Origin of the sequence: Sporosarcina ureilytica (assembly GCF_001753205.1) — a bacterium.
Taxonomy (GTDB): Bacteria; Bacillota; Bacilli; order Bacillales_A; family Planococcaceae; genus Sporosarcina; species Sporosarcina ureilytica.
In genome coordinates this window covers 333,847-356,310 of sequence record NZ_CP017560.1, presented here as the reverse complement: position 1 = coordinate 356,310, position 22,464 = coordinate 333,847, and the positions used below count along the sequence as shown (strand labels likewise).

The window sequence follows — 22,464 nt, the reverse complement described above, 5'->3', positions numbered from 1 at the left end:
AGAAAGAGAAAAGGGAGACTGGGCGTCATTGAAAAATAATATTTTGTTGGGTGCATTTCTATGTTTCATTGCAAGTGTATCTTGGGGGGCAATGTTTCCGGTAGCAAATCACGCATTTAATTATATTGACCCGTTTTATTTTACGATTTTTCGCTACCTATCCGTAACTGTGATTTTAATAGTTTTGCTTCTTTGGAAAGAAGGTAAAAAGGCTTTTCGTTTTGATGGAAAAGGACTGTCGTTATGGTTCTTCGGGACAATGGCCTTTACCGTTTATAATTTACTAATTTTTTGGGGACAAGACTTACTGGGCGAGCCAGGCGTTATGATTGCATCGATTAACGAGGCTTTAATGCCGATGATATCGATTGTGATCGTTTGGTTAATCAGTAGAAACCGACCACATGGGGTTACATTGTTCTTTGTATTTACTGCGTTTGTCGGCGTAACACTGGTCATCACAAAAGGGGATTTCGGGTCGTTTCTAACCGCGACGAGTGATATTGTGCCTTCATTACTTATCTTTATTGCTGTTGTCGGATGGGTCGTCTATACGATGAGCGGTAGTAAGTTTAGCGAAGCTGGCTGGTCTGCACTCCGATTTTCAACGCTAAGTTGTTTACTAGGAACACTTACTGCAACGGCTGTTACGGTAATCGTTACATTTACTGGATACGTGACCTTGCCGACGATGGAAACAATTAAAATTGTTAGCCCGCATATTGCATTTATGGCCATATTCCCTGGGTTGATCGCCTTACTAGGATGGAACATTGGCGTCGGGATTCTGTCACCGTTAAACGCACTATTGTTTATTAACTTTGTTCCAATTACAACACTAGTTGTTTCCTATTTCCAAGGGAGTCAACTTACAATATACGATTTTATCGGTACAGCTTTCATTATATTTGCATTAGTTTCGAATAATATTTTTGTAAGAATGTCTCAGAGAGGTACAGCACCGATGTTGAGAAAAAGATTGCGCGAGGTTTTATCCTTGTTGCAAAAACATTAAACGTCTAAAAATCCCGCTGAATGATCAGCGGGATTTTTGTATCTATTCATTATTTATTTTAATACAAAGCGTTCAATTAACTCTTCCGTCAATTGAAATCTTGGGTTCGTTGTATCTCCGTCTTTTTCATCAACATCCATCACGACGCTAATCACACGCTTGCCATTAAAGAGGCCTGTGCTAGCAAAACAAGAACCTGCCAAATCCGTATAGCCTGTTTTCAACCCGTCAATTCCTGCCAAAGCTAGTGGCATTCCAGGTAACATTAAGTTTGTGGACCATAACTGGATTCCTGCACTCGTCCTAAAATCCGTCATTTTTGTAAATTCAAGAACTTCTGGGTGCTTCTCTATTAGCTTTTGGGCAATCCTAGCAACGTCTCTTGCTGAAGCCATATTCGTTTCAGTAGCACTTTTGCCAATATAATCACCATCAAGTCCACTCGCATTATAAAAACTTGTTTTCTTCAAGCCGATACTTTTTGCCTGTTGGTTCATCAACGCTACAAAAGCCTCTTCTGATCCACCCACCATTTCAGCAAGTGCCACTGCCGCATCATTTGAGGAATTCACCGTCATCGCCGTAAAAAGTTCTTTCACTGTATAAAAATTTCCAGGCGTCATCCTCAAGTTAACTGCCCCTGATTGTGCCGTCATTTGTTGAACATATTCGCTCGGTTCATAAGTACTTTCCCAAGTGAGCGTCCCATTTTTAATTGCGTTAAGCACAATATACTGCGTCATCATTTTAGACATACTCGCAATCGGCAATGCTTCTTTACTATTTTTTTCGTACAATACTTTTCCATTTTCCGCATCTATTAAAATCATCGCTTTCGCGTCCACGTTCAAGTCTACACTTTCCGTAAAGGAAGGTTTATCCTTTAATACGAACGTAGCCCCGAGAACAGTGATTAGCACAATAAATACAAGCTTCTTCATGCCATTCACCCCTTTATAAGTTCATAAAATAAGTATAGTGGGCAAAAGTGTAGAAATAGCTATCTTATTCATGAAGAATTTCTTAATTTTTTCATGCGAACTAAATTGTTTGGATGACTGGAACCTAAAAAACAGCTAAAACTCCCGCTGAATGATAATCAGCGGGAGCTTTGCAATATCTATTCGTCGCTTGGATGACTGTTCTTACTATATTTAGTCTTGAATAATACTAATTAAATCATAGAAATAGTATCGTCGATTGCGTTTTCGATCGTCGCCAAATATGAGATTTAATTCAATTAACCGATTAAGGTTTTTCCGAATTGTTGCGGGTGAAAGTTCTGTTTCTCTAACTAGCTGTGGCACATTTGTGATTGGATGGGCAAACATTGCTGACCAAACAGTTACTTCTGACATTGTAGAAAGCTGACTTCTTCCTCTTTCAAACAGCTTTTCGGCCGCGTTAAGCTTATCGTATTGACGATCTGCCATCCGAATTGTCGCATCTAAGAAGAAATGAATCCAACTTTCCCAATCAATTTTATCTTTTCCAATTCCCCTCACACCATTAAGCAGTGCATAGTATTTATATTTTTCAGCTTCTAGTTCTTCACTTAAAAAGAAAAACGGTAATTCAATGAGCTCTGATTGCAGTAGATATAGCACAATGAGGATACGCCCCATTCGACCATTCCCATCTAAAAAGGGATGAATCGATTCAAACTGTGCATGAATAATTGCACACTTTATTAGCGGATGTAGTTCATCAATCTCCTCCTCATACGGATTCCCATTTATATACTTTTCAAGGTTTGCCATATATGACGCCATTGTTTGGGGTTCCGGCGGAATATAAGAAGCATCTTTTATATTATTTGTAGGCCCAATAAAGTTTTGTATTTTTCTATACTCACCCGCTGCACTACTTGAAAGTCGTGCATTTTTCATAAGCTCTTTATGCATATTACGAATTAAACGCTCTCTTAACGGGTAGCCTATTTTTATTTCCTGAAAACCAAGTCGGAGCGCATTCTGATAATTACGGACCTCCTGTTCCTCCCATCCGTGAGTATCCTCTAGCTCATCTTTCAACATATCACCGAAAGTCACTTGCGTTCCTTCAATTCTAGTTGATTGAACCGATTCAAGTAGAGTGATTAACTCCATGAATGATTTATTCACAAGGGAGTAATGCAGCTTTTCTTTCAATTTTTCTAACTTAGTTGATGCTATTACTACTTTTTTATAAAAAGCTAACTCTGTTTTTTCTTCGAATTCAATAGGTAAGATAGGTAAGTTATACGGTGTTTTCATGTCGCCCCTCCTCGTAAGTAATTTATATAATCATTATATCTCAACTACACCATAAATATAATCTTAAGTTATTTTTCTTTCTTTTATAACTTAACCTTCCACCTGTTACCAAGAAAAAATCCCGCCGGATCATTCAGCGGGATTTTAAAATACTTATGCTTTTGTCACAACAATCTCTTCATCCACTACGTCAACATGAACTTTTTCAACAACATCTTCTTCTAAGATCAAGTCCGTTAATGGGTCTTCGATTTTGTCTTGGATGACTCTTCTCAGTGGTCTTGCCCCGAATCGTTTGTCATAGCCAAGTGAAACAAGCGCTTGTTTTGCTTCGTCTGTAATCGTAATGTCAATATCGTTTTCTTCAATTGTTTCTTGTAAATCAATGAGCATCAAGTCCACGATTTCAAGAAGGTTTTCTTCTGTTAATTCGTTAAATTGAACGATTGCATCAAAACGGTTGAGGAATTCTGGTTTAAAGTAATCGCTCAACGATTCTAATGTCGTTACCGCGTCATGTTCAGGACGGTTAAAGCCGACACTTACTTCTTTAACGCCTGTTCCTGCGTTACTTGTCATAATAATGACTGTATCTTTGAAACTTACTGTTCGACCGTGTGAATCCGTTAATCGACCGTCCTCCATAATTTGCAAGAACATGTGTTGAACGTCTGGATGCGCTTTTTCAATTTCATCCAACAAAAGGATTGAATACGGTTTGCGTCGGATTTGTTCTGTTAATTGTCCAGCTTCTTCGTGCCCCACATACCCTGGAGGTGAACCGATAATTTTAGAAACGGCGTGTTTCTCCATGTATTCACTCATATCGAGGCGAATTAACGTGTCACGTGAACCAAATAGTTCTTCCGCAAGCACTTTCGTGATTTCGGTTTTACCGACGCCAGTTGGACCGACAAATAGGAATGAACCGATTGGACGCGTTTTAGATTTTAGTCCCGCGCGGCTACGACGGATCGCTTTGGCCACTTTATCGACTGCTTCTTCTTGACCAATCACTTTCGCACGCAGGTTATCCGCCATATCTTTCATTTTCTCTTGTTCAGCTGCTTGAAGTTTTGTAACAGGGATACCTGTTTTCTCTTCAACAATTAACTCAATATCCGCGACAGTTACTTCTATTGCCACAGTATTTTCATTTTGATTCGCTTCATCTAACTGCTTACGAAGCTGGATTTCTTCTGTGCGCATATATGCGGCTTTTTCATAGTCTTCCGCCTCAGCTGCACGTTCTTTTTCCTGAATAACTTCATCTAGACGTACTTGTAGTGATGCTGGGTCTACGGTTCCATGCGCTAAGTTCAAGCGCGCGCCGACCTCATCCATTAAATCAATTGCTTTGTCTGGTAAGAAACGGTCTTGAATATACCGCTCTGACAACGTTACGAAAGCATGAATGGCTTCTTCAGGATAATGAACTTCGTGGAACGCTTCATAGCGATCTTTAATGCCATTCAAAATTTTAATGGTATCTTCAGTTGAAGGTTCATTTACAATAATTGGTTGGAAACGACGTTCAAGGGCAGCATCTTTTTCAATTTGACGATATTCTTTCAAGGTTGTTGCGCCGATTAATTGTAAAGTACCGCGTGCGAGCGCAGGTTTCAAAATATTCCCTGCATCCATTTGAGAACCTTCTGTTGATCCCGCACCGACGAGTAAGTGAATTTCATCGATAAATAAAATCACGTCTGGTCGAGCTTGTAATTCCTCAATCAGTTCTTTCATGCGCTCTTCGAATTGTCCGCGAATGCCCGTGTTCGTGACGAGTGATGCGACATCGAGCACATACACTTCTTTATTCAACAGTTTAACGGGAACATCACCTTCATGGATTTTAACTGCCAACCCTTCAGCAATCGCCGTTTTACCGACACCTGGTTCACCAATGAGAACAGGGTTGTTTTTATTTCTTCTATTTAATGTTTCAATGACGCGTTTTACTTCTTGATCACGTCCAATGACTGGGTCAATCAGTCCTTCTCTCGCATCATTTGAAAGGTTTTTACCAAGCTGGTCTAATAAACCATTGTTTTGTTGTTCTTGGGCTTGGATTGTTTGCGCTCTTGCTTTTTGCCCACCGTTTTGTTGGAAAAAATTATTTTCTTGACTATTAAATGGAGAGAAGTTTCCAGCATTCATTTGTCCTTGTATTTCTTGAAAACAAGCATGACACATACGCATTTGCATGCTTTGATTATTAACATGTAATCTCAGATTGACCGTCGCTTTGTTTTTACCACAATGTTGACAATTCATATTGGGTTTCCTCCTTTAGTGAATTAAATATATATCGAATCTTGACTTTGACTATCTTTGACTTACTGATTTTATTATACATTGACCTTTTTTGACTTTCAACCTCTTTGCTTAAAAAAATAAAGGAGCCGTCCAGAAAATCATTTTCTGCGACAACTCCTTCTATATGGAAATCATTCTATTCCCCGTTGCTTTCCGTTCCAACCGGACGCTTTCCGCGGGCACGGCTTCAATCTCCTCGTCACTGCGTTCCTGCGGGGCTTTCAGCTCGCGCTGTTCCCGCTGGAGTCGCCGGTTTCCACTCCAAGCAACTAGAACTTAACGGGAAAAAAACATCATATTTTCTATTTTAATTCCCAGTAGACTTACTTAGACAGCCCCTTATCATTCTTTGACAAAGTCAATCGTGCTTCTAACCGTGTCGATTGGACGCACTAGTTTTTCAATTTGCTCACGTTTTGGCTCCAAGAAAGGTGGTAATGAAAGCTTTTCGCCAAGCGTTTCGTATGGTTCATCGCCCATAAATCCTGGACCATCCGTTGCAAATTCAAATAAAATCCCCGGTGCCACTCTTGCGTACAGTGATTCAAAGAAGAACCGATCCACATGCCCTGACGTTTGAAAACCAAATTGTTCAAGTCGTTCTGTCCATTCATCTAAAACAGAACGGTCGTCTACACGAAATGCCACATGGTGCACGGTTCCATAACCTTGTTGTCCAACTGGCAACGTCGTGTTTTTCTCAATAATCACTTGCGCACCGTTCCCACCTTCTCCTACTTCAAATAAATGAAAATCACCATCTTGCGCAATTTCCTTAAATAAAAGGACCTTTTCCAACACTTCTTTCATATAGTCAAATTGCGCGATGCGGATATGCACGGGCCCTAATCCGGTAATGGCATACTCTAAAGGAATCGGCCCTTTTTGCCAAGGTGTTCCAGATGCTACGCCTTTATTGTGCGCATCGGAAATGAGTTGATATTGTTGGTCATCGAAATCAACGAAGGACAGTACTTTGACACCGAACTGTTCCTGAATCCCTTCGTGTTTTACGTTCAAACGGTCAAAACGTTTCTCCCAGTAGGTCAGTGCTTCATCTGACGGGACACGAAATGCTGTTCTATGAATTTCGTTCGTTCCGTGAACACCTTTTGGAATTCCTGGGAAGTCAAAAAACGTCATATCTGTGCCTGCACTTCCGACATCATCTGCAAAAAACAAATGGTACGTTTGGATATCATCTTGGTTGACCGTCTTTTTCACAAGACGCATGCCTAATACATACGTAAAGAATTTATAGTTTTCTTCTGCACTACTTGTAATCGCTGTAACATGATGTACGCCTTTTAAATGATTCATATTAATTCCTCCAGTAAAATGATTTGATATATTTAAATGCCGTATACATTATCTCGAATTCAAGATAATTATATAGAATTCATTTTACAAAGTCAATCTCACTGCTTTTCGTATTGATTCTTCCACACAAAATAACGCTATAACAAAAATCGACAGAATGCCTCAAACGATACATGAGGTTTCTGTCGATTTCCCAGGAAATAAACCGAATTAACGGGCAGTAAGACTCCTACTTCAATACTTAAGTCAAAAACGCTAAGGATAAGTGGGAGATTAACTGCCCGTAAAAGCCCGATTGGTTGGGCCAACTAGGAAAGATTGAACTTCATCTTTCCCTGTTGGTCATAATTTACTTCCTGCCTTGTTCATAATACAAATTCATTTCATCTTCCGGCACCATACTTCCGCCCGTTGCCCATACAAGATGTGTTGCATTTTTTGAAGCAGCGTTTTTCATTGATGCTTGAATTGTATGGATAGGGCCAGTCATCCCAGCCAATGCGGATGGTTCTAAGCGGATGCCTTCCGAGTCTGTCAATTGGGTAAGTAACTTAAACATCGTTTCATCGGCAATTGTGTAACAGCCGGACAATAATGGTTCCATCGTTTTTCCGACAAAACCGGAAGCCGTTCCGACCGCAAGTCCGTCTGCTGCAGTTTCATTGTCTAGCCCAAAATCGTGGACAGAAACTGTATCGTGTAGACCCGTCATCATCCCGAGTAACATACACGGTGAATCGGTTGGCTCCGCGAAAAAGCAATGCACATGGTCACCGAATGCTAGTTTTAGTCCGTAGGCAACCCCGCCCGGTCCCCCACCTACACCACATGGTAAGTAGACAAATAGAGGATGATCTTCATCGACAATTGTGCCACGTTCAGCTAATTGTGCAGCCAATCGTTCCCCGGCGACTGCGTAGCCGAAAAACAAATCTAAGGAGTTCTCATCATCTACAAAGTGGCAAAGTGGATCCGCTTCCGCCTGACGACGACCTTCTTCGACCGCTTTACTATAGTCATCTTCGTATTCAACAACGATCACGCCTTTTTCACGAAGCATATCCTTTTTCCACTGTTTCGCATCGGCTGACATATGTACAGTCACTTCAAACCCTAATTGAGCACTCATAATTCCTATACTGAGTCCTAAATTCCCCGTCGAACCAACCGCAATTTTATGCTTGGAGAATAGTTCTCGAAACGCATCGTCCGCAAACTTGCTATAATCTTCTTCCTCTGTAATCAGTCCATGTTCTAGTGCTAGCTTTTCAGCATGTTTTAACACTTCGTAAATACCGCCACGCGCTTTAATGGATCCCGAAATGGGCAACGCATTGTCTTGTTTTAGCAACAGTTCTCCTGGAATTTCAATCGAGTATCGCTGTTCCAGTACTTTCTTCATCGACGATATCTTCGTCACTGGCGACTCGATAATGCCATTTGACACGTTTGTTTCGGGAAATACCTGTTCTAGATAAGGCGCAAAACGGTGTAATCGTGCAGATGCGTCTTTTACTTCTTTTTCATTTACCGTTAATTTAGATAGCCCGTCAACGGTATTTTCCACTAAAGGATTTACCCAAAGTACTTCTTCCCGGTTCATCACTTTCTCAATAAGTGGATGCTTCTCTTTCAACTCCGCTAATCTATGTTGTTCCATCATATATGCGCCACACCTTTTCTAAGTATTTACTGAAGAGTATAACATATGGTTATTCTCACTGTTCAATCGTACAATATGAATGCTTATTTTTTATCAATGCGCAGTAAATATTCAATTAATTTAGAATAATCTCAGATGGACTCATAATCCGCCACCTCCTCTTCATATAATAGATTAATTAGAAGGAGTGATAAATTAATCCTTACTAATCCAGTCGCACACACCGTCTGCTATCCCTTCGAATAGAATAAGGTAACAAATCATCAAGACGATGTTTCACCTCTATGAATAACGAGATTTGCTGGCCTATTTTTAAGAAAGGAGGTCGCGAATTATTTGTTTGAAGGACTTGCGATGACCCCTAACGGTTCGAGGAGGCGTTCCTACAGGCGACGGAAAATCAATTCGACAAGGTTGATTGCAAAGTTCTTTGCAACAAATGCATAAATGTATGCATGGGATGTTCAGCCGGCATCGGATAAAAGGATGATTTGTTACGCGCCAACTGCTTAGCTAGACTGGCAAGAGGATAGATGAGTGAGTAGGAAGGTGATGGAAAAGGTCGTGCAGTACGAAATACTACCGACTTTATTGACGATGAAATGAATAAACAAAATACAAAACGCTACCTATTTATTAGGTAGCGTTTTTCCGTTTATAGTTTGGTACGTACATCCCAAAGTTCTGGAAAAAATCGGTGGTTCAGCACAGTCTTTAAATAAGCAACCCCCGAAGAACCGCCTGTACCTGTTTTATTCCCAATAATTCTTTCGACTGTCTTCATGTGACGAAAACGCCATTGTTGGTGGCTATCTTCTATATCGACAAGCTTTTCGGCAAGTTGATATAAATCCCAATACGTGTCAACGTCTTGGTAAACCTTCAGCCAGGCATCTGCAACGGAATCATCTCCGCTATATGTCATTGAGAAGTCCCTTTGTAATAGTGATTCGTTGATTGGAAAACCCGCTTTCGCCAATGCTTTGATCGATACGTCGTAAATACTTGGTGCTTCATAAGATCTTTTTAATTTCGCAGCAAGTGCTTGATCCTTTTCATAAATCTTTAAAATATGTGGTTGCTTATAACCTAACGCAAATTCAATTTGACGATTTTGATAAGATTGAAATCCAGATGCCCGCCCAAGATGATCTCGAAATTCCATATATTCTGCAGGCGTTAACGTTGATAACACATCCCACGCTTGAATAATTTGCGTTTGCACACGGGAAACCCGTGCCAACATTTTAAATGCTTCAGGCAATTCATCCCGTTGAATCGCTGTAATGGCCGATGTGATTTCATGTAAAATGAGTTTCATCCATAATTCGCTCACTTGATGGATAATAATAAACAACATTTCATCGTGATGGCCAGATAAACGCGTTTGGCTTGATAGGATTTGGTCAAGATTGAGATATTCCCCGTACGTCATCTGCTCTTTAAAATCCGTATAAATCCCTTTATCGTCCATTCAGTCCACCTCTTTCATTGCCCGAATGACAGCACGAACCGGACTTCCATCAGCCCCATGAAGTGGTAACGGCAAAGCAATCAACTCATAATCTCCCGGCACTACGTCATCCAGAACAATATTTTCTAAAATCATAATGTGCTGTTCATATAATGCATGATGTGCATCTAGCGTCTTACTTTGTTCTGGGTCAACAGATGGTGTATCGATACCAACTAATCGAACCCCACGTTCTTTTAGTAACGGCGCAATGTCTGCACGCAAATAAATAAAAGGTTCAGGAAAAATAGTGAAGTCCTTACGACAGCCTGTTTTCAATAAAATCCGTTCAGCACCGCCAAAGTCAAGTGCCTCCAACTCTTGTCGACCAATACTCGTAGCCCCCGACAAGTCTATGACACGCGCTCGACCAATATACAGTTCAATCGGCAGTTCATGCACTTTTTCACCGTCATCTGCAAAATGAAAAGGGGCATCGATATGTGTACCCATATGAGTGCTCGTCGTTAATTTTCCAATATTAACGGATCCTGTATCTGCCTTTTTAAAAGCAACTTCATAAGAAAAAGGTGTGTCTCCAGGCCACTCGGCAATCCCATTTTGAAGCGGTTGTGAAATATCTATCCATTCACTGGTCATGCGACAACGCCCCTTTTATTTTCGAATCGTTCATATCGCTTTTCATCTAGTATCCGTTTTAAAATTTGCACCGTTTGCCATATATCTTCAAATGTATTGTACAAGGCAACAGGCGCAAGTCTTACCCCATTCGGTGCACGGAAATCCGGGATGACACCTTCCGCTTTTAAAGCCTTACAAATTCGTGCAGCCTCTTGATGTTCCAATAAAATATGACCGCCACGGGTCTCATCCATTGGATTGCCGATTGTAAACCCATACCCTTTCAACTCCACGTCGATGAGCATTAAAAAATACTCCGTTAAACGTAAAGACTTCTTTCTAATCCGCTGTATGGTTGCTTCTTCAAAAAGCGCTAATGCGCCAACAACAGGCGCTAAACTTAAGACATGCGGCGTGCCAATTTGAAAAGCACTTGCATCTTGTGCAGGTGTCATCGTATGTGACATATCAAATTGGACAGCTTTATCAGAACCAAACCAACCAGTAAGTCCTGGCATCGTTCCAAAATGTTTTTCATGGACAAATAAACCGCCTACGGAACCGGGGCCTCCGTTTAAATATTTATACGTACACCAAAAAGCAAAATCTACTTCTTGTTTATGTAAACGATGCTCAATCGTGCCAATTGAATGACATAAGTCAAAACCAATTGGAATGCCTCGTTTCTTAGCTTCCTGTGTTAAATAAGACAGGTCCAACACTTGCCCGCTTCGATAAAGCACTGCCGGCAAAACAATCAGCGCTACTTCTTCGGTCATGGCGTCTACAATATCCGCTTCTTTTAAAAATCGACCATCCCGACTTTTCACACGAACAAGATGTTCTTCTGGATTGTACCCTTTCAATTTCAACTGACTTTGAAGTGCATAAATATCTGATGGGAAATTCAGTTCATCAGCAAGAATTTTCGTTCGTTTTCCAGACGGTTTATAAAATGTTGCCACTAGCTGATGTAGGTTCGTCGTTGTTGAGCCGGTCGCGATCACTTCATTCGATTGTCCCCCGACAAGTGGCGCCATTTTCTTCCCGACAAATTCAGACAAATAAAACCATGGATGCGCTCCATCTGTCCACCCGTCAATCCCTAGACTTTTCCACGAATGCAACAATTCTAACAAGACCTTTTCAGCTCGTTTTGACAATAAACCGAGCGAATTCCCATCCATATAGATTTTGTCTTCCAGAAGATAGAACTCTTCCCTGAAATGCGCCAACACATCTTTTTCATCCAAATGTTGCGCATACTCGACCGTTGTTTTCTCCATTTCCCATTCCCCCTATGTTCTATGGATATCATGTTGAATAAATTACTTAAACCAACCCTTTTCCTTATACCGAGAGATGGCTTCAATTCGATTGCTCACTTCTAACTTCTCAAAAATCGTAGAAATATAATTTCGTACCGTTCCCGCCGTTAAAAATAGTTCATTCGCAATTTCTTTTGTTGTTCTTCCTTTAGCCACAAGTCTTAACACTTCATTCTCCCGATTCGTTAATGGATTTTCCCCATGGTCCTCAAAAGCAATATCGACAAGTTCTGGTGCGTAAATGCGTCTCCCATCCATAATTAGTCTAATGGATGTGACCAACTCTTCGATTGGACTATCCTTCAATAAATAGCCGCGAACGCCTGCTTTTCGTGCACGTTCAAAATACCCCGAACGTGCAAAAGTCGTTAACATGATGATTTTACACGGGAAACCATTCAATGCCTCTGCCGCATCTAATCCCGTCTTCACTGGCATTTCGATATCCATAATACAAACATCAGGATTTTGCTCCTTGACGAGTGTGACGGCCTCTTCCCCATTTTTAGCCATCCCAACAACTTCCATATCTTCTTCCATTCCAATCAATGACCCTAAGGCGCCTAACATCATCCCTTGGTCTTCTGCGATGACAATGCGAATCACCTTAATCCCCTCCCTTACTTTGTTTAAGTATTACTGGGACGCGGATCAGTAATTCCGTTCCCTTTTCGCTATGAATCTCTAGTTGACCATTGACAAACTCAAGTCGCTCACGAATTCCTTTTAACCCGTTACCAGGGAGATTCCAACCTTTCGCAGGAATGCCAATGCCATCATCTTGTATACGAATGCTGAATTCCTCAGGCAATTGTTCAAATCTAATATGACAAGCTGACGCATAACTATGCTTGACCACATTGGTCACCGCTTCTTTTAAACACATACTTAGCACATTTTCAACCAATGGCGGAATGTTTGTGAATTGCGGATCCCCTTTTACTGTGAAAGTCATCTCCGCCGCTTTCAACACTTGTCGTACACGAATGAGCTCCTCTGCTAATTTTATCATCCGTATGTCATCTACTAAATCACGAACTTCTTTGAGCGCTGCACTAGCCGTTTGTCGAATATCCATTAATTCTTTTTCGGCAGCTTCTGTATTTTTAGAAACTAATCGAGCGGCAAGATCACTCTTCAGACCAATAAGCGATAACTTTTGCCCTAGAATATCGTGTAAATCACGCGCAATCCGTTCACGTTCTTCCAAGATAATAAGCTCTGCAATTCGTTCTCGGGCATGCTCCAGCTGCCCTTCCAACTTTTCGCGCTTGTTACGATTGTATAAATTAAATGGCAGCAGCACTGTGCCAATGACCGATATTAAAATGAAGTGAAATTGTGGTAAAAACAATTCAATCTCAATGAAGAATCCTGTCACAATGGCACCGATTGTCAGTGCAATATGTAATCCATAAATAATGAAAAAGCCAACGGGATGACGAATGTTTCCGATAAAGAACGCGATAAAAATAGATAAATAGACATAACCGAATAACAGCGTCATCGCAATATTAATGACCATTTCGAAACTGACCCACATATACACAAGGCCTGTTTTAGAGCTGTATGAAAATCGATAAGACAAGAAAAACAACAACAATAATGTAATCCCAATCGCTATTTCGATTGGTGAAGATGAACGAAAGATGAAAAAGAAAGGTAATAAACAAAAAACGGCCCATGCGTAAATACTTAGCCATGGATTTTTTGGAAATAAACTAAACCAATGCTGCATCTCTAGTGTCACCGCCCTTAATTGTACTCATTGTACCAAATTTTCAAACAAAGTTATATGCGTTATGGTAGAAATAGAAAAAAGCAGAAGAGATGTAAAAATCCCCTTCTGCATTAACTTACGGTATGATTTATTACTTGCCTTCAAAACTAGTCTTTTTCGGTTCCAAATCTACCTTAGCACTTACTTCTTGAAGGAGGTGTTTAATTTCACCAAAGGTTACGAAGTTTTTCTTTTCTGGTGCATATAATTTGTACTTTAATGATTCTAGGCTTGATTTAAGTGTAATTGTTGTTGCCCTATGGAGGGGTGGCGTTGAGTTATGCGCTTCTTCCAAGTTGTAATTTGGCACTCTTGGAGATAAGTGGTGGACGTGATGGAAACCGATATTTCCTGTCACCCATTGAAGCACACGTGGCAACTTGTAATAAGAGCTTCCTTCAACAGCCGCTTTCACATAATCCCACTCGGACTCCTCTTCGAAATAGGAATCTTCAAATGTATGCTGGATATAAAACAACCATATGCCGAGTGCACCTGCAACAAACATCGTCGTTCCTTGAACTATGATAAACGCTTGCCAGCCTACGAGTAAAATCATCCCCGTATATAAGGCGACAAGAATTAGATTCGTTAAATACGTATTGTTCTTTTCTTTCTGTCTCGCATCTTTCCGGTTAAAACGACTGGAAATTAGGACTAAGTAAAGTGGTCCGAGCACGAACATGACGAAAGGGTTGCGGTAAAGTCGATAGCTAAAGCGTTCCCATTTAGACGCCTCTAGGTACTCGTCAATTGTCATCACCCAAATATCACCAACGCCTCGCTTATCAAGATTTGAGCTGGATGCATGGTGAATCGCATGTTCACGTTTCCATTTTTCATAGGCAAATAATGTGAGGACACCTGTTATCGTTCCAATGACATCGTTGGTTTTCTTGCTTCTCATAAATGATCCATGTGTACAATCATGGAAAATAATAAACATCCGGACAACAAATCCCGCTGCCAACATTGCAAAAGGAATCATTAACCAAACTGAAATTTTTAAGCTTTCATAAGCCAAATACCATAGTAGGAAAAATGGGGGAATCGTGTTTACTAATTGGATCACACTTTTCTTTGTGTCTGACTTTGCAAAAGGTGCCACGTCTTTATGCAACCTTCTCGTCTTTTCTTTACTCATGTTATCCTCCCTGTCAAAACTATTTTTTATATTCAATTACTTCTTATCTTTATGATAAATGGAATGTTCATTTCATTGAAGACATGTTTGTCATGAGTTTTATATGACAAGTGTCATGGGTGTGATCATGTACGAGTAATCAGAATAAAATTGATTTCCGTTCCAGGCGCATGCTTTTCCAGCACGACTACTATTGTTTGAATTAATCCAAAAAAATTTCTTTTCATTTTGTTGTATACTTTTTTAAGGAAATTTACTCTTTACTAATGAAGGGTCTTAGAGAGGAGGAGCTATGAATTCACAGTTTTTGTTGGAAATATATAATAAACAGGCAAAAATGATTTATTTTTATTTGAAAAAGAATGGTTGTAGCCATGAAGATGCGGAAGATATTGTTCAGGAAAGTTATATGAAATACATCACCTATAGTAGTGGTGTCTCATCCAACAAAGCGCTCTCATATATTTTTACCATCGCTATGAATGAATTTAAAAAGGTGTTGAAGAAAAAGGGAAAAGAACAAACGTTAATAATTGATGATTATCATTTCTGGGATAATTTTACGAGTGACTCAGACACTGAGTCCATGGTCTTAAATCATGAAATGAGGCATGAAATTACTATTGCCTTAAGCCACATTAAGGAAGTTTATAAGCAGCTGCTAGTACTGAAATATGAACTAGAGCTCAGTTATAAAGAGATTTCTCTGTTACTAGGAATGAAGATAGAAACAGTTAGAACCTATTTATTTCGGGCAAGAAAAGAATTTCAAGAAACATGGAGGAATTTATATGAATGAAATTACAGAGGATATTTTTGACGAGAATAAAATAAAAAAGGCGATTAAAAAGGGCAAAAGAAAGACAATCATAACCATTGTCATCGTGTCTGTCATTGTATTTTTTGTTCTCAACGTAGTCAATTTTGCGGCATATACCTATTTCAGCCAGAAGGCATTTAAACAATGGGATGCTTACGTCCGACTTAGTACGCCGAATGGCTATATTAGTGAAACAGTGGATACGAAGGGGATTTTAGGTGGAGAGAGCCAATATAAGGTCTCTAAGGATATGAAGATAAAGTCAATTGTTATTGAAAAAAAGCAATACCAATTTGGTTTGAATCCTTCATTTTCGATATCAAGAGGAGCTGGTGGCAATATCGGGATAACGGGAGAGGACTGGCAAGTTACATATAAGGAAAATGGTTGGCGAGATTTGATGTTCTTTCATCCGAATATTACTTATAAAAAATACAAAAATGATGGTCATCTGATTAACCAGATGGAAGGAGACAGAATATACGAAGTAGCTCTTTCATTTGATAAGCCCTATAAACAGAACGAACTACCCATTTTCGAACTACCTGAAACGACTTGGTTTTGGATAAATACCTATAGTGATAAACAAATAAAGACATTCAAAACTGAGGCAGAAGAACATGACTGGACTTCAACTTTTATTAGCGAGAAAGAAGCCCTAGGTTTTTCTACAACTTCAACTATTTTCTCAACTGTTAGTTTGGAATATGAATATAATGATTTTCTTAGTCTTTTAAAAACTAGCTTATCTCAGGAACACCGAAACGCCTATAACACTGTCAAAGATATAAAGGTAGATAATATTGACATACTTGGGATAGTCATTTATGGTACAGCGGACGAAATTGCGGATATTATCGAAAAACCTTTCATTAAAGCTGCTTCTCTGGGAGGAGTGATAGATAATTATTAGTTGGTTATAGGATGGCATTTTCTGCTCCATATTGTAACAAACGTGCGCGATTTTTTAACATCGGCGTGGAAGACAGAGTCAGCTCAATTGAAGTCGGGAAAGACGCGGACTTTGTTATTTGGAACGGGGACCCGTTTAATCTTCGTTCGACCGTGGAAGCAACTTATATTGATGGAAATAAGGTTTATCAGAAATAACAAAAGGCACTCCATTTTGTTGGAGTGCCTTTTGAATTATTTTAAATTAGCTGCTTCTAGCCCTCGATTAATTTCACTTTCCATAATGACTGTATGAGATGCGTTCCAAACTTGTTCACCTTTATTTAAAATAAATGCTTGTGGGGATTGGTGGGTAACGCCTAAATCACTTTCAATCTCGTTGGAAACTGGGCGACTTTCTCTAACTTTTAACCAATATTTCGGCATGTCCGTTTCATACGCTTCAAAACGGTTATAGGCATGCGTACTAATCGGGCACGTCGTACTATGTTTTAATAGTAGGATTGGCTTGTCCTTAGATTTTTCTAACACTTCTTTCCACTCTTCAACAGTTACTAATTCTTTCATGGTGGTCAGCTCCCTTTATCTTTGATTTCTATTTTTATTATAGCAAAGATGCTTTTAATTACGAGTTGAAGCGCTCATCAGTTATCTTTAACACTTATTTTAAAAATAGTATACAATCGAATAAAATGGAGGGTAACGATGAAAGGACTATCAAAAAACATTTTAATTGTACTCGTAATTATTGTTGTGAGTGGGAGTTTATTTATGACCATGGCCAACCTCGTTAGTAGCGGAAAAATTGAAAGCTTTGATTTACCGATCATTCGATTTGTCCAAGGACTAGAGGCGCCTTGGCTAACGGTCCTTTTTAAAACATTCACTTGGATTGGTTCAGCCAAAGTCGTCGTTCCAATCACAATAATGGTCTGCTTTCTTTTATTTTTCGTTTATAAACATCACCAGCAGGCATTTGTATTCGCCTTTTCAATTGTTGGAACGATTGCTTTAAATGAATTGCTGAAAGGTCATTTTAAAAGAGCACGCCCTGAAATATATCGAATTATGGATGCCGGTGGGTTTAGTTTCCCGAGCGGTCATACGATGATGGCCTTTAGTTTATACGGAATGATTACCTATATTGCATGGCGCCATATTAAAACGGTAGGAGGTCGTGTTACTCTCCTTTCATTTGCTTCGTTTATGGCCTTTATGATTGCCACTAGCCGGATTTATCTAGGTGTTCATTATCCAAGTGATATTGTTGGTGGAATCGCAGCAAGCACAATATGTGTGACCATTAGCATCGTCATTTACAGCGCTTGCCAACATCCACGCGAAAACAACGAGACAGAATCTTCGTAGAGAAGGTTCTGTCTCATGAACTGTTTATCCATTCTTCTCAAGCTGCAATTGCCAGGAAACGCCAAACCTGTCAATAATCCAAGCAAATTTTACAGCAAACGGAGTTTCCGCTAAGTCAATGACAATCGTTCCATCTTCCGACAACCTTTGAAAAACGTAATCGACCTCGCTTTCTCTCTTACAAGTGACAAATAATGACATTGCCGGTGTACAATCCACTATTTTCTCCTTACTGTTATCCACTGTCATGAAAACTTGTCCATTAATTGAGAATGTCCCGTGCCGTACTCCCCCATTTTCTTGATGTAAAATGCTTTCAATTGCAGCATCCTCAAAAATGGACGTATAAAACTTCATCGCTTCTTCTGCTTCCCCATTGAACATTAATAACGGGATAATTTTTTGGTCGGACACAACTGGCCCCCTCCTTCTGTTTGGTTGTCTGTCACTTTACGATTCAGTATACGAACGATATAAGAATTTAATCGATAAGGAGCATACCTATGAAACCATTCACAAAAAACGTCATTGCACTAATTCAATCGATTCCATACGGTCGAGTCGCAACGTACGGCCAAATTGCGAAAGCAGCAGGAAGTGCACGTGCTGCGAGGCAAGTCTCCTGGATTCTTCATTCAGCGAGCGAAAAATATCAATTACCGTGGCATCGGGTCATTAATTCAAAAGGAGAAATTTCGCTTACTGCAAGTGAACAACGAGAAATGCTTGAAATGGAGGGCATTGAATTTTCATTGCACGGAAAAATTGATTTATCTAAATACCAATGGAAATTCTAAGAGCAGGGGCTTTACAAAGGCAAAGAACTTTTTTAGAATAATAAAGGTTTCATTCCTATAAATTCCGGGGATGAAGCATCGTATACATAACAATAGATATGGGGCTGAATCATATGTGGAAAGACTTTAAAGAATTTGCCTTTAAAGGAAATGTGTTGGACTTAGCGGTCGCTGTCGTCATTGGCGCAGCGTTTGGAAAAATTGTTTCCTCTCTCGTCGAAAATATTATTATGCCGATTGTTGGCGCTCTAACAGGCGGCATTGACTTAACCGGCCTCAATCAAAAAATAAGAGGCGTGGATATTACATACGGTGTATTTTTACAATCTGTCCTCGATTTCTTAATCGTTGCATTCGTCATCTTTTTATTCATTCGTTTACTATCCAAATTTAAACGCAAAGAAGAAGTTGTCGAAGTAGAAGAAGAAGAAACAATTGATGCACAAGAAGCATTACTGACAGAAATCCGTGATTTATTAAAAGAACAAAACGCAACTAAGTAAGGTTTAAAGAAAACAGGGCATCTAACATGCCCTGTTTTCTTTTTAATGATCAACTGTGACAGAAAGTTCCTTGACTAATAAAGATGGCGAACCATAGCCGCCTGACGCGAACTCCAAATCTGAACCTACTTCTTCGATTTGTTTCAGATAATCAAAATAATTCCCCGCAATCGTCATCTGCTTTAAAGGAGAAGCAATTTTGCCATCTTGAATATGGAATCCTGTTGCTGCCACTGAAAAGTCTCCAGAAATGGTATTGGCTCCTGAATGTAGACCAGCTAAATCTGTAATAAACACGCCGTCTTGAATAGAAGCGACTAATTCATCTTTGCTTTTCGTCCCTGGTGCAATATACAAGTTAATCGGCGCTACGGATAGCGTTCCTTTATAAGAGGACTTTCGAGCATGCCCCGTCGTTTCAACGCCGTCTTTTTTTGCGGTTTTACGGTTATGGAAAAGTGTTTCCAACTTTCCTTCTAACACGATTGTCTGCTTTTTCGTTGCGACCCCTTCACCGTCAAAGTTTGTTCCCCGTAAGGAATCTGGGTGACTTGGGTCGTCCACTAGTGTATATGCTGATGAAGCAATTGTTTCGCCAACTTTTCCTTTTAATAATGATTGGTCTTTTTGTGTATTTTCCGCTGAAAAAATAGATGAGAATGTTGAGAGTAAAGACGCTGAAGCATCATGGCGCATAATGACCGGATACTTTTTTGTCGGAATCGATTGCTCTCCGAGGTGTGACAATGCCTCTTCAGCTACCTCTTTTGCAAATGCATCCGCATCAATGGAATCGAAATCGCGTGTCATTTTAACAGCACTGCCCGTTTTCATCTCTTCTCCATCTTTCGCAACAGCCGAAACGAAAACGACAAGCCCATTTTGCTTTTCATCTATCGATAACCCTTTATCATTTGCTATCGCACGTTCTGTAGAGAAATCTTGAATCACACAGTAATTCAGCGTGACAATCCTTGGGTCATACGCAAGCACTTTCTTTTCAATCGACTGAATGAGGGCAATCTTTTCTTCGTTTGGCACATTTGCTAATGCTTCATTATAAAAAGAATGCGTATTGTACTCCTCGCTTCCTTCGAAAATTGTCGTTCCGTCATCCTCGTCAAGAATCGTTGCATTTTCTTTTGCTTGATGAATTAAAAAACCAATAGAATCGTCGTCAACTTTTTCAGTATAGGCGTACCCCATTTTCCCGTTATACAAACCGCGAAAGCCGATTCCGCCCTCTTCGGAAGTTTCGTAACTATCGATTGCGCCTTCAAAAATTGTACAGTGAAAAGAAGCAGATCTTTCATAATAGACTTCGGCTTCCGAGAAACCCGCATTCTTCGCTTCAGCTAATAATTTGGATTGAAATTCATTGTTTTTCAACATTTAGTCCCCCTTCGTTCCGCCGACTGTTATTTCACTTACGCGAATCATCGGCTGTCCGACGTTAACCGGTAAACTACCACTGAGTGAGCCACACATTCCCGCGCCATGTCCTAAATTATTCCCGACCATATCAACTTTTTGTAATGTTTTTGCACCGTTTCCGATAAGCGTTGCACCACGTACAGGTCTATCTATTTTCCCATCTTTTACAAGATACGCTTCCGAAACCGCGAAGTTATAATCACCGGTTGCTGGATTTACAGAACCGCCGCCCATATATTTTGCATAAATGCCGTTTTCTGTAGCCGCAATAATTTCATCCGGCGTCGATTGTCCAGGTGCAATATACGTATTTGTCATCCGAGATGTCGGATTGTATCGATACGATTGTCTACGTGAAGAACCGGTTGCCTCAGCATTCATCCTACGTGCGTTAAATTTATCAATTAAGTACCCTTTTAAAATTCCGTTTTCAATTAATACATTTTTACGCGTTTTTTCCCCTTCATCGTCAATATTCAGGGAACCCCATTCATTCGGAATCGTACCGTCATCAATATATGTGACAATATCCGGCGCAACTCGCTCACCGATTCGATTCGCAAAAACTGAGTTGTTTTTCGCAACCGATGTCGCCTCAAGCCCATGTCCGCAAGCTTCATGGAAAATTACGCCGCCAAATTCATTATCAATAATGACCGGGAACCTCCCACTTGGACATTCATCTGCTTCAAGCATTGTCACTGCAATACGCGCCGCTTCCCCTGCGTAATGATGTAAATTTAAGTTCTCAATAAACTCAAATCCTGCATAAGCACCTGGTCCATAAAATCCAGTTTGCATCTCCTTACCATCCGAAGCTGTCGCCTGCATTGCCATCCTACTTCGTACGCGCGTATCTTCGACAAACTTACCTTCCGAGTTTGCGATGAGTACGTTTTGTTCTTCATCGATATAACGAATGCCGACTTGATGAATTCGTTCATCATAATTTCTCGCTATGATATCGGCTTGTTTCATAACCGCCACTCTTTGTGTATGTGCAACGGTTCTAGGCCATTTTTCAATATGATGAATCGGCTGGATGATTTCTTTTTGAAGCGGATGAATCGTCCCATTCCCGCCGCCTTTTATGGCAAGCGCCGCTCTTTTGGCCGCCTTAACTAAACCTTCCTCAGAGAAATCTGTCGTATACGTATACACATTTTGAAGTCCCGAGAAGATACGAATCCCTATCCCAAAATCTCGGCCTGAAATACTTTGCTCAATCTTTCCATCCTGAAGTCCAATCGAATTCGCATAACGATCTTCAATAAACACTTCAGAAAAATCCCCGCCCGTTGAAAGCGCGGCTTCAAGTACATTTTCAATGATTGACTGTTTAATCATCGTCACAACCTCCCCCTTTTACCATTATAGCAATCTATTCGTTTTACGAAAGAATCTGCATAGAATACTTTATATTTTCAAACAATAACTAGTCTATTCATCTTGTTGGTTGGTATATGCCTTATAAACTTCAGGTATAATTAAAAGATATAAAATATAGTAATTGATGAGCCTAATTGAAAAGGACGTTGCTTTTATTTTTAACGCTTATTTTGTTAGCCATCTTACGATAAATGCTTAATATAATAGATAAGAATTCTTAAACGTGGTTCATATGCGAAGGTTCATTAGTTTAATGTTATCTTCGTTGATTGTAGTGGAGGGCGGCGACTCCTGTGGGATTAGCGGGACAGGTAAGACCCCC

Annotated in this window: 22 protein-coding genes; 7 read left to right on the top strand and 15 right to left on the bottom strand. The window is 40.0% G+C overall.

All coding sequences use genetic code 11. The annotated features are described in order from the left end of the window. The first annotated feature begins 28 nt into the window (after positions 1-28). Positions 29-1,015 carry a DMT family transporter gene (locus BI350_RS01745; RefSeq protein WP_075526558.1) on the top strand — a complete coding sequence of 329 codons (987 nt, stop codon included), beginning with the start codon at positions 29-31 and terminating at the stop codon, positions 1,013-1,015. Positions 1,016-1,068: 53 nt separating this feature from the next. Here the strand turns inward: BI350_RS01745 and BI350_RS01740 are convergent, their stop codons facing one another. From BI350_RS01740 to desA, 11 genes are all read right to left on the bottom strand, one after another. After that, positions 1,069-1,956 (bottom strand): D-alanyl-D-alanine carboxypeptidase family protein, encoded by an 888-nt coding sequence (locus BI350_RS01740; RefSeq protein ID WP_075526557.1) that lies wholly within the window; start codon positions 1,954-1,956, stop codon positions 1,069-1,071. Between the two features lie 213 nt (positions 1,957-2,169). Then, complete coding sequence (locus BI350_RS01735; RefSeq protein WP_075526556.1) at positions 2,170-3,270, bottom strand: Fic family protein; 1,101 nt, start codon at positions 3,268-3,270, stop codon at positions 2,170-2,172. 153 nt (positions 3,271-3,423) lie between these two features. After that, positions 3,424-5,547: an ATP-dependent Clp protease ATP-binding subunit gene (locus tag BI350_RS01730; protein WP_075526555.1), complete on the bottom strand. Its 2,124-nt coding sequence runs from the start codon at positions 5,545-5,547 to the stop codon at positions 3,424-3,426. A 384-nt stretch (positions 5,548-5,931) separates the two neighbouring features. Beyond that, a complete protein-coding gene (locus BI350_RS01725) occupies positions 5,932-6,909 on the bottom strand; it encodes a ring-cleaving dioxygenase (protein ID WP_075526554.1) in 978 nt (325 codons plus the stop codon). Between the two features lie 349 nt (positions 6,910-7,258). Beyond that, on the bottom strand, positions 7,259-8,569 hold the full coding sequence (locus tag BI350_RS01720) for a D-serine ammonia-lyase (RefSeq protein WP_075529190.1): 1,311 nt from the start codon (positions 8,567-8,569) through the stop codon (positions 7,259-7,261). A gap of 658 nt (positions 8,570-9,227) precedes the next feature. Further along, entirely contained in the window at positions 9,228-10,046 is an 819-nt protein-coding gene (kynA, locus tag BI350_RS01715; protein WP_075526553.1) for a tryptophan 2,3-dioxygenase, read from the bottom strand. Continuing rightward, positions 10,047-10,685, bottom strand: coding sequence for an arylformamidase (gene kynB, locus BI350_RS01710; protein ID WP_075526552.1), 639 nt, complete (start codon positions 10,683-10,685; stop codon positions 10,047-10,049). Further along, the gene (kynU, locus tag BI350_RS01705) at positions 10,682-11,953 is read right to left on the bottom strand and encodes a kynureninase (RefSeq protein ID WP_075526551.1); all 1,272 of its coding nucleotides are present in this window, start codon (positions 11,951-11,953) and stop codon (positions 10,682-10,684) included. Before kynU ends, kynB begins: the two co-directional genes overlap by 4 nt. A gap of 42 nt (positions 11,954-11,995) precedes the next feature. After that, a complete protein-coding gene (locus BI350_RS01700) occupies positions 11,996-12,601 on the bottom strand; it encodes a response regulator transcription factor (protein WP_075526550.1) in 606 nt (201 codons plus the stop codon). A 1-nt stretch (position 12,602) separates the two neighbouring features. After that, entirely contained in the window at positions 12,603-13,733 is a 1,131-nt protein-coding gene (locus BI350_RS01695; protein WP_075526549.1) for a sensor histidine kinase, read from the bottom strand. 133 nt (positions 13,734-13,866) lie between these two features. Continuing rightward, positions 13,867-14,919, bottom strand: coding sequence for a Delta(5) desaturase DesA (gene desA / locus BI350_RS01690; RefSeq protein ID WP_075526548.1), 1,053 nt, complete (start codon positions 14,917-14,919; stop codon positions 13,867-13,869). A 292-nt stretch (positions 14,920-15,211) separates the two neighbouring features. On the opposite strand from desA, the gene BI350_RS01685 reads away from it, so the two are divergent. The 3 genes from BI350_RS01685 to BI350_RS01675 are packed head-to-tail and all read left to right on the top strand — an operon-like array spanning position 15,212 to position 16,849. Further along, a complete protein-coding gene (locus BI350_RS01685) occupies positions 15,212-15,718 on the top strand; it encodes an RNA polymerase sigma factor (protein WP_075526547.1) in 507 nt (168 codons plus the stop codon). Further along, positions 15,711-16,652, top strand: coding sequence for an anti sigma factor C-terminal domain-containing protein (locus tag BI350_RS01680; RefSeq protein ID WP_075526546.1), 942 nt, complete (start codon positions 15,711-15,713; stop codon positions 16,650-16,652). The genes BI350_RS01685 and BI350_RS01680 overlap by 8 nt, the downstream gene beginning before the upstream one ends. An 11-nt stretch (positions 16,653-16,663) precedes the next feature. Further along, positions 16,664-16,849 (top strand): amidohydrolase family protein, encoded by a 186-nt coding sequence (locus BI350_RS01675; RefSeq protein ID WP_075526545.1) that lies wholly within the window; start codon positions 16,664-16,666, stop codon positions 16,847-16,849. Positions 16,850-16,885: 36 nt separating this feature from the next. On the opposite strand, the gene ytxJ is transcribed toward BI350_RS01675, so the two are convergent. Beyond that, positions 16,886-17,218, bottom strand: coding sequence for a bacillithiol system redox-active protein YtxJ (ytxJ, locus tag BI350_RS01670; protein ID WP_075526544.1), 333 nt, complete (start codon positions 17,216-17,218; stop codon positions 16,886-16,888). Positions 17,219-17,356: 138 nt separating this feature from the next. Here ytxJ and BI350_RS01665 point away from each other — a divergent pair, with 138 nt between their 5' ends. Then, positions 17,357-18,019 carry a phosphatase PAP2 family protein gene (locus tag BI350_RS01665; protein WP_082294934.1) on the top strand — a complete coding sequence of 221 codons (663 nt, stop codon included), beginning with the start codon at positions 17,357-17,359 and terminating at the stop codon, positions 18,017-18,019. 24 nt (positions 18,020-18,043) lie between these two features. Here BI350_RS01665 and BI350_RS01660 read toward each other — a convergent pair whose 3' ends face one another. After that, on the bottom strand, positions 18,044-18,433 hold the full coding sequence (locus BI350_RS01660) for a VOC family protein (RefSeq protein WP_075526543.1): 390 nt from the start codon (positions 18,431-18,433) through the stop codon (positions 18,044-18,046). Between the two features lie 89 nt (positions 18,434-18,522). Between BI350_RS01660 and BI350_RS01655 the strand changes: the two genes are divergently transcribed. Together BI350_RS01655 and mscL are read left to right on the top strand one after the other, a co-directional pair. Next, a complete protein-coding gene (locus BI350_RS01655; RefSeq protein ID WP_075526542.1) occupies positions 18,523-18,816 on the top strand; it encodes an MGMT family protein in 294 nt (97 codons plus the stop codon). Between the two features lie 113 nt (positions 18,817-18,929). Then, positions 18,930-19,319: a large conductance mechanosensitive channel protein MscL gene (gene mscL, locus BI350_RS01650; RefSeq protein WP_075526541.1), complete on the top strand. Its 390-nt coding sequence runs from the start codon at positions 18,930-18,932 to the stop codon at positions 19,317-19,319. A 42-nt stretch (positions 19,320-19,361) separates the two neighbouring features. Here mscL and BI350_RS01645 read toward each other — a convergent pair whose 3' ends face one another. Both BI350_RS01645 and BI350_RS01640 read right to left on the bottom strand, forming a co-directional pair. Beyond that, on the bottom strand, positions 19,362-20,711 hold the full coding sequence (locus BI350_RS01645; protein WP_075526540.1) for a TldD/PmbA family protein: 1,350 nt from the start codon (positions 20,709-20,711) through the stop codon (positions 19,362-19,364). Beyond that, complete coding sequence (locus tag BI350_RS01640) at positions 20,712-22,100, bottom strand: TldD/PmbA family protein (RefSeq protein ID WP_075526539.1); 1,389 nt, start codon at positions 22,098-22,100, stop codon at positions 20,712-20,714. Positions 22,101-22,464: the final 364 nt, after the last annotated feature.

Bases quoted from the DNA above. Each gene is read 5' to 3' on its own strand.
- BI350_RS01740 (WP_075526557.1), bottom strand. From the start codon at position 1,956: ATGAAGAAGCTTGTATTTATTGTGCTAATCACTGTTCTCGGGGCTACG.
- BI350_RS01735 (WP_075526556.1), bottom strand. From the start codon at position 3,270: ATGAAAACACCGTATAACTTACCTATCTTACCTATTGAATTCGAAGAA.
- BI350_RS01730 (WP_075526555.1), bottom strand. From the start codon at position 5,547: ATGAATTGTCAACATTGTGGTAAAAACAAAGCGACGGTCAATCTGAGA.
- BI350_RS01725 (WP_075526554.1), bottom strand. From the start codon at position 6,909: ATGAATCATTTAAAAGGCGTACATCATGTTACAGCGATTACAAGTAGT.
- BI350_RS01720 (WP_075529190.1), bottom strand. From the start codon at position 8,569: ATGGAACAACATAGATTAGCGGAGTTGAAAGAGAAGCATCCACTTATT.
- kynA (WP_075526553.1), bottom strand. From the start codon at position 10,046: ATGGACGATAAAGGGATTTATACGGATTTTAAAGAGCAGATGACGTAC.
- kynB (WP_075526552.1), bottom strand. From the start codon at position 10,685: ATGACCAGTGAATGGATAGATATTTCACAACCGCTTCAAAATGGGATT.
- kynU (WP_075526551.1), bottom strand. From the start codon at position 11,953: ATGGAGAAAACAACGGTCGAGTATGCGCAACATTTGGATGAAAAAGAT.
- BI350_RS01695 (WP_075526549.1), bottom strand. From the start codon at position 13,733: ATGCAGCATTGGTTTAGTTTATTTCCAAAAAATCCATGGCTAAGTATT.
- desA (WP_075526548.1), bottom strand. From the start codon at position 14,919: ATGAGTAAAGAAAAGACGAGAAGGTTGCATAAAGACGTGGCACCTTTT.
- BI350_RS01685 (WP_075526547.1), top strand. From the start codon at position 15,212: ATGAATTCACAGTTTTTGTTGGAAATATATAATAAACAGGCAAAAATG.
- BI350_RS01680 (WP_075526546.1), top strand. From the start codon at position 15,711: ATGAATGAAATTACAGAGGATATTTTTGACGAGAATAAAATAAAAAAG.
- BI350_RS01675 (WP_075526545.1), top strand. From the start codon at position 16,664: ATGGCATTTTCTGCTCCATATTGTAACAAACGTGCGCGATTTTTTAAC.
- ytxJ (WP_075526544.1), bottom strand. From the start codon at position 17,218: ATGAAAGAATTAGTAACTGTTGAAGAGTGGAAAGAAGTGTTAGAAAAA.
- BI350_RS01665 (WP_082294934.1), top strand. From the start codon at position 17,357: ATGAAAGGACTATCAAAAAACATTTTAATTGTACTCGTAATTATTGTT.
- BI350_RS01655 (WP_075526542.1), top strand. From the start codon at position 18,523: ATGAAACCATTCACAAAAAACGTCATTGCACTAATTCAATCGATTCCA.
- mscL (WP_075526541.1), top strand. From the start codon at position 18,930: ATGTGGAAAGACTTTAAAGAATTTGCCTTTAAAGGAAATGTGTTGGAC.
- BI350_RS01645 (WP_075526540.1), bottom strand. From the start codon at position 20,711: ATGTTGAAAAACAATGAATTTCAATCCAAATTATTAGCTGAAGCGAAG.
- BI350_RS01640 (WP_075526539.1), bottom strand. From the start codon at position 22,100: ATGATTAAACAGTCAATCATTGAAAATGTACTTGAAGCCGCGCTTTCA.